The 13,962-nt window shown below is 52.3% G+C and carries 5 protein-coding genes (1 of these 5 only partly in view); all 5 read left to right on the top strand.

What is annotated here, in order from left to right:
- The first annotated feature begins 1 nt into the window (after position 1).
- On the top strand, positions 2 to 1,495 hold the full coding sequence (locus SIB58_RS15630; protein WP_197461214.1) for a glycosyltransferase family 2 protein: 1,494 nt from the start codon (positions 2 to 4) through the stop codon (positions 1,493 to 1,495).
- Between the two features lie 9 nt (positions 1,496 to 1,504).
- The gene (locus SIB58_RS15625; RefSeq protein WP_067327531.1) at positions 1,505 to 3,076 is read left to right on the top strand and encodes a hypothetical protein; all 1,572 of its coding nucleotides are present in this window, start codon (positions 1,505 to 1,507) and stop codon (positions 3,074 to 3,076) included.
- A gap of 369 nt (positions 3,077 to 3,445) precedes the next feature.
- Entirely contained in the window at positions 3,446 to 4,465 is a 1,020-nt protein-coding gene (locus SIB58_RS15620; RefSeq protein WP_231884231.1) for a helix-turn-helix domain-containing protein, read from the top strand.
- A 105-nt stretch (positions 4,466 to 4,570) separates the two neighbouring features.
- On the top strand, positions 4,571 to 4,906 hold the full coding sequence (locus SIB58_RS15615) for a hypothetical protein (protein ID WP_156486808.1): 336 nt from the start codon (positions 4,571 to 4,573) through the stop codon (positions 4,904 to 4,906).
- 18 nt (positions 4,907 to 4,924) lie between these two features.
- On the top strand, positions 4,925 to 13,962 hold the start of the coding sequence (locus tag SIB58_RS15610) for a hypothetical protein (protein ID WP_414494681.1). Its footprint extends 17,989 nt past the window's final position; the window shows 9,038 of its 27,027 coding nt (coding positions 1–9,038); the start codon lies at positions 4,925 to 4,927; its stop codon lies beyond the right edge, outside the window.

The raw sequence follows: 13,962 nt of genomic DNA, 5'->3' as shown, positions 1-13,962 counted from the left end.
CATGCTGCCTCGTAGCATTTTTGCAGGCATCTATTACTTCAACCAGCCCGGGTTTACTGTTAAACCCACTAATAAATATATTTACGCGGCATTTTCCTCCTCTAGTATCGCTATCATCACAATTCTTTTAGTCCGGGCAGTAGAGGGTACATCAAATTTGCTAGAGCACATCGCATTACTAACGTCAATCATTCTATTAATAATAACTACTATACCACTGGCGAGCAGATCAACTATAAAAAAGCTATTTGAATGGACACCTTACTTCAATCACATAAAAAAAATCAAAACAGATCCAACATTAGTACATCAGATAAACCAGCATCTTGTATTTATCACAATTTTCAACCCACCTTGTGTTAAAGAATTAGATGAAAATTTGAAGAGAATAAAAGATTGCTTTCTCAAAGCAAATGCAAATTTTCTTATTTTCGCTGTAATTGATGGCGCAGGAATTTATAAAAATTCAGATGATGCTATCAACGTAGCTCAAAAACACTGCGCTTTTGTAGGAGCGGGCAATATGCAAAGAAAACGAGCCAATTTAAAATGGATGATAGATTTAGCATGGGATCGACAAATTATTAATAATAGTAACAAAACCAACACACTTATACATTTTATAGATGATGATACCTTTCCAGGAAACGACGATTTAGTGATACGCTTAACCGAACATTTTGACGATCCAAATATTGGTGGTGTTACCACTTCTCAATATGTACGAGAACCCAAATATTTCTGGCAACATGTTATGCAGTTATTTGAGATGGCAAGGAATTATGGATCTCAAGCATGCTTGAGCCTATTTGGCTCTGTCGGTTGTCTTCCAGGGAGATGGTACTGTGTGCGCGCAAACCATATTACTCAAGAATTTGGCAAAAGATTGAGCGAAGAAACAATAAGCTTCTTCGGCTATCTTTCAAGAATCAGAGATCCTGGTGATGATAGATATATAACCATTGAAGTACAAAAATCAGGAAAGTTAACAATAATGGAACCCTCGGCACGAGTTTATACATTGTCTCCGAAGAGCTTTAAAAAATTTTGGGGAATGGTAACAAGATGGGCTAGATCTTCAAATATTTACACAATTCAAAATACATCTTGGATGATAAGAAAAATTCAAGCTTACCCTACTTTACTTTTATATTGGTCCAATATATTTTTAGCGTTTGCTACTGTTTACATTACTGGACCATATCTATTATGGTCTTTAATTACAGGGACAAGACAAGAGCCGTTGTATCTGAGTATTGCTTTGGCTTTACTTAGCATGTTTTTAACAATGTCAATTAGGCAAATCGCTGTTATTTGGACAACACCAAAATATATATCATTTATATCTATCCTGGGCCTCTTGGGTATATTAATGCAGGTGGCCCAAATATGGGGAATGATGACCTATTTGGAATCAAAATGGACTGGAGTAAGACCAACATCTTCAGAAACAAAAAAAGTAACAAATCAAATCAATCTCATACATGCAACTTAGATATGATCGATGAATTTTCTTGTCAAAGAAAATGATGCAAAATTAGCAACTTTGAGCCCTAAGAGATTTAGCCTTTTAACTTTAATTATTTCATTGTTTTGTGTGAGTACCGGTGTAGGTGCAAATGAAATAGCACCAAACAACAAAAATATTACTACCAAGAAAAAATATACATTTGGTCTTAACAAAGGCGTTTTATTCAATAACGCTTCCCAAGACAAGGTATCTAATTGGAGTTCAAGCTATCATAAAAAATACATGAATGAATTAGGCATTAGAAATGCTGTATTACATTACAATATCAACCTAAGCGCAAACAAGAAACAACCCCTTGACTGGATATACAAGAACTACATAGACCCGGGAATTGACACAACAGTTACACTGTTGCTTAAACTAAACAATCAAGATCCAGAAGATATCAAAGCAAAAGCCAAAGAAGAGGGATTTCACTCTTTAATATTGGATGGATACTATGACCAGCAATTAATTAATATTGGCAAAATAATAGCAAGCAAAAAGAAAAAGATAAGATTGTCATTGTTTCACGAAGGAAATGGTGGCTGGTATGAATGGGGTATGTGCGCGAAAGGGAATACGCAAAATTCGCTCATCAAATCGCTAAAGCACACAATTAAACTAATAAATTCTACAGGAGCTGCTCAATACATTAAATATGATTTTAATTTTAACAGAAGTGGATGCGATGGAGTATTTAAGAAAGCAGATCAATATCTACCTCAGATAGCCGATATTGTAGATAGAATTACCGTATCAACTTATAACCGCTGTGGAACAGCGTCAAGATACAAAAAAGAAAAGCAGTTTGCATCTGAGTTTTCCCCAGCGTATGTAGCAATTGCAAAATATACAAATAAACCTATTCATATTGCAGAAACAGCTACCTCAGGATTATGTGGTGACAGAATAGAGTGGTATAAATCTTTGTTCAATAGCCTAAAAAAATTCCCACAACTTACAGGAATAAACTTCTTTTTTGGCGATGTACCTAAAGGTCTTGCATCTAACGACGTACCAATTAGGTGGGGCCTTAACAGTGAGCAAGAAAAAAAACAGTTCAAAGCAATTATTGCGAAATATACGCCGAAACAAACAGGCAGAAACCCCCTAGAAAGCAATGAGAATACTTTCTTGAAATTTAGTTCTATGCCATGGGGTGTATGGATGGAAGTCGCAAACGAATTCAAGGGACCTTACACTAAAAGCTTAAATCCCATAACAATGCGTCCCTTTGGAAAAAAAGATTTTACGATAATGACCAATGCAAATCAACGATTTTATTGGGGAGAAAAAGGAACATTCGAGCATGGTCCTGGAATCAGTTTTCTAGGTGCATATTCATCAAACAAAGACAGGTGGTGGTTCAACCAAGTATTTCCACAATTAACTTACGGCATTAGGCTGAGCGCGCTAACAAAGCACTTGGGGCAATATGATGCGAGTCGAGTTGAATTATATTTAGGTTATCGCAAATACTATGTAGCTGCACCTGAGGGATCGGAGGGAATTGAAGGCGGCATTAGAGCCTTATTTATTTTCGGCGGTGATCATGTGAAATAATAAATGCTCATCACTGAAAACATAGCCCTGAGCATGGAAACAACAAAGCTATTAATTGGATTATGAGCGCTAGAATAAGGAGGTCAGGAAAAATCAAATTTTTAAAATATGGCATTAGAGTATCAGGCATCGCCATCATAGTATTAATTGAATCTAGAGATTGTCTGTGCCATAACAGGCTAAATCTACAAAACAATCAATGAGCAAGGTGGCACGCAACTATGTGGCCGCTTGACTCAAGGCATTGCACAAGACAAGCCCGTTGGCTGCCGCGCGATCGGCACACAGTTCGACGCCTCAGTCGACGAACCTTCCGCACCACGCTCAAAGCCTCCAGCCGGAAATCAATGCAATCAGCACAGAGCCTGAGTGCACGTTAAGGGTGGAACCGTGATCAAGCACTCCGACAAAAACTCGTTGAAGCGGCTGGATGCACGGTTTCAGACGTGTTCAGAACTGCAAGATCTGTTTCACCCACTCTCCCCCGATCTGGTCGCCGTTCAGCTCAGCCAGAGTCCTCTGCATGGGCGAGTACGCGTTTTTGTGCTGGGGAGCTACCGCTTCAAAGTGCTCGAAACCAACCAGAACCTGTTTCTCAGCGGGAAGAGGCGGCCCAAGCCCTGCACGCTAGCCATCCCATTGACGGACGCCATGGAGGATCAGCCTTATCGCGCCCAGGGAATTCCCATGCCTTGGCAAGGCTTGATGGGATACAAACGATCGCTGAGTGATTTCGATCTCAGCGTGCCTGCCCGGGCGACACTGGCAACTTCGGTGATCGGCAAAGAAGCCTTGCTGGAACGCCATGCACAGCATGGAGGTGGACCGCTGATGCTGAAGCGCTGGGAGAGCACCAATCAGCTGGAAGTGCAGGTGGAACTGCGACGCTGCCTGCAGCAGCAACTCAACAGTCTGGTGGAACGAGATCAGGACACATGGAAACCCGAAGAACCCGATCAGCTGATCGACACTGTGATTCGCTGCTTTGAAGCGCAAAACAGCCAAACCATGCCCATCGCCACACGGGAGGATCGCCATCAAGCTGCGATTGAGTTGCTGCACTGGTGTGCAAAGAACGGAAGCAAGTCTCTATCCATGAATGAGCTCTCAGCCGAGCTGCATCAATCGCGGACATCACTGTTTAAAGAACCCAGAGAGCACTTCGCCTGCACCCCTCTTGAGCTGCAACGATCGATCCGCATCGACAGGATTCGCCAACTACTGCTCGATCCAAGCCGACGCCGTGAGCCGGGGCTGACTGGAGTCGGAGCCATCGCATCCGCTATGGGGTTTGCCAGCCGCAGCCACTTTGCACGGCGATACCAGCAGCAGTACGGGGAACAACCTCAGGAGACGCTGAGCCGCAGCCGCGATGCGACGGACACCTGAACGGTCAGGGATTGGAAAAATCCCGCACTTTTGGGACCACGGTGCCCTTAAAAATTATGGTTTTTCTACCAGAATTTGCTGAGACTTTCCTGAGTTGCTCCAGACGTGACCGACACCACGCCTTCTGAAGCACCTGATGCCGTCGAAAGCTCAATCACATTGACGAACCAATCAATGTCGAACAAGCAGAAGACATCAACATTGGAACAAGAATCAAGATTTTTTGCGGACGCAACTACAACAACCAAATTTATTAGAGCAGACATTTCGACGCTTCCCAAAGATCAATCCAATTTCTGTTTTGAGTCAAAATTAATTCACGCCAATATTTCTATAGCCAAAACGTTTGTTGATACCACACGCAAACCATATCCCGCTGACTGGGCAACATTATTTTCAAAAAATCCAGGCAATCCGCCACTTTGCCTGTTGAAGAAATAAAGCGAGGGAATAGATGCCATGTCTTTAGTTACGGCAAACAATCTGATCAATACCTGGAACCTGAATGGCGGAAGCCTTGATGCAGCTTTTGTTAGCACAATTCAAGGCAGTTTTGCAGACATCAATTACCTCTACAACTTGCCCAATCTGACAGGGCTTGGCGATGAAGCACACATCCTTGAGGACATATCCCTGGCCGTTGTGTCTCTCAACACACTGGACGGCAAAACCTCCGGCACCATCAATGCCAGCTCCATCAACACGCTCACCGGTAGCACCGCTGACCTGAACACTGCCTATGCATCAGGAGGCATCAGCAATCTCGGCAACGAGGCCGTCACCATCTCTGACACCAGCCTTGCTGTCTCTGTTCTCAACACACTCGATGGACGCACCTCTGGCCCCATCAATGCCAGCTCCATCAACACGCTCTCTGGCACTGCCGCTGACCTCAATACTGCTTACACATCAGGCGGCATCAGCAATCTCGGTAATGAAGCCGTCACCCTCACGGACACCTCTCTTGCTGCTTCCGTTCTCAACGCCCTCGACGGACGCACCTCAGGTGCCATCAATGCCTTCTCAATCAACACACTCACCGGCAGCGCCGCTGATCTGATCACCGTCTATGACTCTGGTGGTATCACTGGCTTAGGCAATGAAGCCGTCAATGTCAACAGCGGCAGTGCTTCCACGTCCCAAGCCAATGCCCTTGCCGCCGACACATCCGGGGTCGTCACCGCCACCATCTCCGATGGCGACATGGCCACCCTCGCCGGGCTCAGCGAAACCGGTAACGCCTACACCATCACCATCACCGACAACAGCGTTGCGGCCGCTGCTCTCAACACGCTCGATGGCAAAACCTCCGTTGCCATCAACGCCAGCAACATCACCACACTCTCAGGCAGCGCCGCTGATCTGATCACCGCTTACGACTCCGGTGGCATCAACGGCCTGGGCAATGAAGCCGTCAATGTCAACAGCGGCACTGCCTCCACCTCACAGGCCAATGCCCTCGCCGCCGACACATCCGGCGTGGTCACCGCCACCATCTCCGATGGCGACATGGCCACCCTCGCCGGCATCACCGAAACCGGTAACGCTTACACCATCACCATCACCGACACATCCGTTGCTGCTGCTGCTCTCAACACTCTCGATGGCAAAACCTCCGTTGCCCTCAACGCCAGCAACATCACCACCCTCACCGGTGCAGCCGCTGACCTGATCACCGCCTACACCGCTAATGGCAACGGCTCCATCTCTGGTCTCAACAACGAAGCCGTCACTCTTTCCGACACCAGCCTCGCCGTCTCCGTTCTCAACACCCTCGATGGCAACACCTCCGGCACCATCAATGCCAGTTCCATCAACACTCTCTCTGGTGCTGCAGCAGATCTCAACACCGCTTACGCCTCTGCTGGGATCTCAGGTCTGGCCAACGAGGCCATCACCCTTTCCGACACCACCCTCGCCGCATCCGTCCTCAACACCCTCGATGGCCACACCTCCGGCAGCATCAATGCCAGCTCCATCAACACGCTTTCAGGCAACGCCGCAAACCTGATTACCGCCTACGCATCAGGAGGAATCACAGGTCTTGGTAATGAAGCGGTCAACGTCAACAGCGGCAGCGCATCCACCGCCCAGGCCAACAACCTCGCTACTGCCACTTCCGGTGTGGTCACCGCCACCCTCGCCGATGGCGACATGGCCACCCTTGCCGGGCTCAGCGAAACCGGCAACGCCTACACCATCACCATCACCGACAACAGTGTTGCTGCTGCTGCTCTCAACGCCCTCGACGGCAAAACCTCCGTTGTCATCAATGCCAGCAACATCACCACGCTCACGGGCACCGCAGTTGACATCAACACCGTTTACGCCGCCAATGGCTCCAGCATCGCCGGCCTCGGTAATGAAGCTGCCACCCTCTCCGACACCAGCCTCGCCGTCGCTGTCCTCAACACCCTTGATGGCAATACATCAGGCGCCATCGATGCCAGCAACATCAACACACTCACTGGCAGCGCATCAAACCTGATCACCGCCTACGACTCTGGTGGCATTACTGGCCTGGGCAATGAAGCGGTCAACGTCAACAGCGGCAGCGCTTCAACCTCCCAGGCCAATGCCCTCGCTGCTGACACATCCGGAGTCGTCACCGCCACCATCTCCGATGGCGACATGGCCACACTCGCCGGGCTCAGCGAAACCGGCAACGCTTACACCATCGCCATCACCGACACATCCGTTGCTGCCGCTGCTCTCAACACACTCGATGGCAAAACAACTGTTGCCATCAACGCCAGCAACATCAACACACTGACAGGTGCTGCAGCTGACCTCAACAGCGCCTACTCATCAAGTGGCATCAGCAATCTCGGCAATGAGGCCGTCACCCTCTCCGACACCAGCCTCGCCGTCACCATTCTCAACGCCCTGGATGGACGCACCTCCGGTGCCATCAACGCCTCCTCCATCAACACACTCAGCGGGGCAGCGGCTGATCTGAACACCGCCTACACATCAGCCGGCATCAGCAATCTCGGCACTGAAGCCGTCACTCTCTCCGACACCAGCCTCGCTGCTTCCGTTCTCAACATCCTCGATGGACGCACCTCCGGTGCCATCAATGCCTCCTCCATCAACACGCTCACCGGTAGCGCTGCTGACCTCAACACCGCCTACACCTCAGGCGGCATCAGCAATCTCGGCAATGAAGCCGTCACCCTCTCCGATACATCCCTCGCAGTCTCCGTTCTCAACATCCTCGATGGACGCACCTCAGGTGCCATCAATGCCAGCTCCATCAATTCCCTCTCAGGCAGCGCCGCTGATCTGATCACCGCTTACGACTCAGGTGGCATCACCGGCCTGGGCAATGAAACGGTCAACATCAACAGCGGCACTGCCTCCACCTCACAGGCCAATGCCCTCGCCGCCGACACATCCGGCGTGGTCACCGCCACCCTCTCCGATGGCGACATGGCCACGCTTGCCGGTCTCACCGGAACAGGTAACGCCTACACGATCAATATCACCGACACAAGCGTTGCCGCAGCGGATCTCAACACACTCGATGGCAAAACCTCCGTTGCCATCAATGCCAGCAACATCACCACGCTCTCAGGCAGCTATGCCGATCTGACCACCGCCTTCACAGCTAACAGCAACGGTTCCATCTCTGGTCTTGGCAATGAAGCTGTCTCCATCACTGAAGTTGTCACCACCTCCCAAGCGAACACCCTCGCTGCTTTCACCGCCGGCGTTGTCACCGCCACACTCTCTGATGGCGACATGGCCACCCTCGCCGACATCACCGAAACCGGCAACGCTTACACCATCACAATCACCGACAACAATGTTGCTGCCGCTGCTCTCAACACACTCGATGGCAAAACCTCCGTTGCCATCAATGCCAGCAATGTCACCACGCTCTCAGGCAGCTACGCCGATCTCAATACTGCCTTCACGGCTAACAGCAACGGTTCCATCTCTGGTCTTGGCAATGAAGTCATCTCCGTCTCGGGAGCTGTCACCACAGCGCAAGCCAACACGCTCTCGGCTGCCACCTCCGGTGTCATCACCGCCACCCTCTCCGATGGCGACATGGCCACCCTCGCCGGTCTCAGTGAAACCGGTAATGCCTACATCATCACCATCACCGATAACAGCGTTGCTGCCGCTGCTCTCAACACGCTGGACGGCAAAACCACTGTTGCCATCAATGCCAGCAACATCACCACGCTCACGGGCGCAGCCGCTGATCTCAACACCGCCTACGCCTCATCGGGGCTCTCAGGTCTGAACAACGAAGCGATCACGCTCACTGACTCATCCCTCGCTGCCTCAGTCCTCAATACCCTCGATGGCAATACCTCCGGCAGCATCAATGCCAACTCCATCAACACGATCACCGGCACTGCTGCTGATCTGATCACGGCCTACGCATCAGGCGGCATCACCGGCCTTGGCAATGAAGCGGTCAACGTCAACAGCGGCAGCGCGTCCACCTCCCAGGCCAACACCCTCGCTGCTGCCACATCCGCTGTCGTCAGCGCCACCCTCTCCGATGGCGACATGGCAAACCTCGCCGGTCTGAGCGAAACCGGTAACGCCTACACCATCACCATCACGGACATATCCGTTGCTGCATCAGCTCTCAACACGCTCGATGGCAAAACCTCCGTTGCCATCAATGCCAGCAACATCACCATGCTCACCGGTGCCGCTGCTGACCTCAATACCGCCTACGGCTCATCCGGCATCAACAATCTCGGCGACGAGGCCGTCACCCTCTCCGACACGACCCTCGCCGTCTCCGTTCTGAATGCCCTTGATGGACACACCTCCGGTGCCATCAATGCCTCCACCATCAACACACTCACCGGTGTAGCCGCTGATCTGAACACCGCATACACCTCAGGCGGCATCAGCAATCTCGGCAATGAGGCCATCACTCTCAGCGACACCAGCCTCGCAGCGTCAGTACTCAACACCCTCGACGGACACACCTCCGGTGCCATCAATGCCTCCTCCATCAACACACTCACCGGGGCAGCGGCTGATCTCAATACCGCATACACATCTGGCGGCATCAACAATCTCGGCAATGAGGCCGTCACCCTCTCCGACACCAGCCTCGCCGTCTCCGTCCTCAACCTCCTCGATGGCCATACCTCAGGAACCATCAATGCCTCCTCCATCAACACACTCAGCGGTGCAGCCGCTGATCTGAACACCGCCTACACCTCAGGCGGCATCAGCAATCTCGGCAATGAGGCCGTCACCCTCTCCGATACCAGCCTCGCCGTCTCGGTTCTTAACGCCCTCGATGGACGCACCTCCGGTGCCATCAATGCCTCCTCCATCAACACACTCAGCGGTGCAGCCGCTGATCTGAACACCGCTTACGCCTCTGGCGGCATCAGCAATCTCGGCAACGAGGCCGTCACCCTCTCCGATACCAGCCTCGCCGTCTCCGTTCTCAACATCCTTGATGGCCACACCTCAGGAACCATCAATGCCTCCTCCATCAACACGCTCACCGGTGCGGCCGCAGATCTGAACACCGCCTACACCTCAGGCGGCATCAACAATCTCGGCAATGAGGCCGTCACTCTTTCCGACACCAGCCTCGCCGTCTCCGTTCTCAACGACCTCGACGGCAACACCTCAGGCACCATCAATGCCAATTCCATCAACACACTCTCAGGTACTGCCGCTGATCTCAATACCGCCTACGGCTCCTCCGGCATCAACAATCTCGGCGACCAAGCCATCACCCTCTCCGACACCAGCCTCGCTGTCTCCGTCCTCAACATCCTTGATGGCCACACCTCAGGAACCATCAATGCCTCCTCCATTAACAAACTCAGCGGTGCAGCCGCTGATCTCAATACCGCATATACATCCGGCAGCATCAGCAATCTCGGCAATGAGGCCGTCACGCTCTCCGACACCTCCCTCGCCGTCTCTGTTCTCAACACTCTCGATAGCAATACTTCCGGCACCATCAATGCTGGTTCCATCAACACACTCAGCGGTGCAGCAGCAGATCTCAGCACCGCTTACACATCAGGCGGCATCAGCAATCTTGGCAATGAGGCCATCACCCTCTCCGATACCTCCCTCGCCGTCTCCGTTCTCAACATCCTTGATGGCCACACCTCAGGAACCATCAATGCCTCCTCCATCAACACACTCACCGGTGCAGCGGCTGATCTGAACACCGCTTACACATCAGGCGGCATCAGCAATCTCGGCAATGAAGCCGTCACTCTCTCCGACACCAGCCTCTCCGCTTCTGTTCTCAACACCCTCGATGGACGCACCTCCGGTGCCATCAATGCCTCCTCCATCAATACCCTTTCAGGCAGCTATGCCGATCTGACCACCGCCTTCACGGCTTACAGCAACGGTTCCATCTCTGGTCTTGACAATGAAGCTGTCTCCATCACCGAAGTTGTCAGCACCTCACAGGCAAACAACCTCGCTGCTGCCACTTCCGGTGTCGTCACCGCCACACTCTCCGATGGCGATCTCGCAACACTGGCCGGGCTCACAGAAACCGGCAACGCTTACTCGATCACCATCAGCGACGCATCGGTCGCGGTATCGGCGCTCAACACCCTGGACGGCAAAACCACTGTTGCCATCAATGCCAGCAACATCACCACACTCACTGGTGCAGCCGCAGACCTCAACACCGCTTACACATCAAGAGGTATCAGCAATCTCGGCAACGAGGCCGTCACCCTCAACGACACCTCTCTCAACGCCTCCGTTCTCAACGCCCTCGATGGACACACCTCAGGTGCCATCAATGCCAACTCCATCAACACACTCACCGGCAGCGCCGCTGATCTGATCACCGCTTACGACTCCGGTGGCATCACCGGCCTAGGCAATGAAACGGTCAACGTCAACAGCGGCACTGCTTCCACCTCACAGGCCAATGCCCTCGCTGCCGATACATCCGGCGTGGTCACCGCCACCATCTCCAATGGCGACATGGCCACCCTTGCCGGTCTCAGCGAAACCGGTAACGCCTACGCCATTACCATCACCGACAACAGCGTTGCTGCTGCTGCTCTCAACACTCTCGATGGCAAAACCTCCGTTGCCATCAACGCCAGCAACATCAACACTCTCACCGGTGCAGCCGCTGACCTCAACACCGCCTACACCGCCAATGGCTCCAGCATCACAGGCCTCGGCAATGAAGCAGCCACACTCTCCGACACTTCCCTCGCCGTATCCGTTCTCAACGACCTCGACGGCAACACCTCAGGCACCATCAATGCCGGCTCCATCAATTCCCTCTCAGGTACAGCAGCTGATCTAATCACTGCTTATGACTCTGGCGGCATCAATGGCCTGGGCAATGAAGCCATCAATGTCAACAGCGGCAGTGCTTCCACTGCACAGGCCAATGCCCTCGCCGCCGACACGTCCGGTGTAGTCACCGCCACCATCTCCGATGGCGACATGGATACTCTCACCGGACTTACTGAAACCGGTAACGCCTACACCATCACCATCACCGACAACAGTGTTGCGGCCGCTGCTCTCAACACACTCGATGGCAAAACAACTGTTGCCATCAATGCCAGCAACATCACCACCCTCACAGGTGCAGCAGCTGACCTGATCACCGCTTATTCCGCCTACGGCGGCGGCTCCATCACAGGCCTCGGCAATGAAGCAGCCACACTCTCCGACACTTCCCTCGCCGTCTCCGTTCTCAACACTCTCGATAGCAATACTTCCGGCGCCATCGATGCCTCCAACATCACCTCACTCTCCGGCAGCGCAGCTGATCTCAATACCGCTTACGCCTCTTCCGGCATCTCTGGCCTCGGCAATGAAGCAGCCACACTCTCCGACACTTCCCTCGCCGTCTCCGTTCTCAACACTCTCGATAGCAATACTTCCGGCACCATCGATGCCTCCAACATCACCTCGCTCTCCGGCAGCGCAGCTGATCTGATCACCGCCTACACCGCATACGACAACGGCTCCATCACAGGCCTCGGTGACGAAACCGTCAACGTCAGCAGTGGCACTGCCGACACTTCCCAGGCCAACACTCTCTCAGCTGCCACTTCCGCCGTGGTCACCGCCACCATCTCCGATGGCGACATGGACACACTCGCCGGGCTCAGCGAAACCGGCAACGCCTACACCATCGCCATCACCGACACATCCGTTGCTGCCGCTGCTCTCAACACACTCGATGGCAAAACAACTGTTGCCATCAACGCCAGCAACATCACCACCCTCACAGGTGCAGCAGCTGACCTCAATACCGCTTATGCCTCTTCCGGCATCTCTGGCCTCGGCAATGAGGCAGCCACCCTCAACGACACAACCCTCGCTGTTTCCGTTCTCAATGACCTCGACGGCAACACCTCAGGCGCCATCGATGCCAGCAGCATCAATACGCTGACAAGTGATGACTACAACTCACTCAACACTGCGTACACAGCAGCAGGCAGTGGCGCAATCACAGGCCTTGGCAATGAAGCCATCACCGTTAACAACCGGATTCGCGCTTCAGAAGCAAACACACTGAATGGCCACACGTCGGGAGTCGTTACTGCAACAGTGACAGACTCAAATGGAACCAGCGCTCTGCTTGTTTCCAACGCCCTGACCCTTAATGGCACAGGCAATGCTTACTCAATTTTCATACGTGATAGAACCGTTGCCACCACTGATCTTTTAAGCATTGATGCGTTGACGACTGTCACGATCAATGCAGCACGAATAACGAGGCTAACCGGAACTTATGCAAGCATTATTTCAACGTATGCGGCCGAAACTGCCGGAACGATTTCCGGCTTAGGCAGCAATTGCAGCTTCACAGCAAGCGGGTCAATCACTGTTGCAGAAGCCAATACTCTTTCAGGATTAATTTCGCATGGCAGTCGAAGCCTGACGGCCACAATCTCCAACGGAGATATGGCCACATTGGCAGGAATCAATGAGAGCGGACACAACTTGAGCATCACCATCACCGACACATCCGTTGCTGCTACTGCTCTCAACACCCTGGACGGGAAAACAGACACCACCATCAACGCCAGCAACATCACCACCCTCACCGGTGCAGCCGCTGATCTGAACACCGCCTACGCATCCAGTGGCATCTCCGGTCTCAATAACGAAGCCGTCACCCTCTCCGATACGTCGCTCTCAGCCTCAGTCCTCAACACGCTCGACAGCAACACCTCCGGCACCATCAATGCCAGCTCCATCGACACCCTCAGCGGTGCAGCAGCTGACCTCAACACCGCCTACACCTCAGCCGGAATTTCTGGCCTCAGCGACGAGGCCATCACACTCACAGATACATCCCTCGCTGCATCCATTCTCAACGCGCTCGACGGACACACCTCAGGCACCATCAATGCCGGCTCCATCAATTCCCTCTCAGGTACAGCAGCTGATCTAATCACTGCTTACACCGCCTACGGCAACGGCTCCATCACAGGCCTCGGTGACGAAACCATCAACGTCAGCAGTGGGACCATCACCACAGCGCA

Origin of the sequence: Synechococcus sp. MIT S9504 (assembly GCF_047497135.1) — a bacterium.
GTDB lineage: Bacteria > Cyanobacteriota > Cyanobacteriia > PCC-6307 > Cyanobiaceae > Synechococcus_C.
Note: the sequence above shows the minus strand (reverse complement) of the source record. Positions and strands in the feature narration are given on the sequence as shown.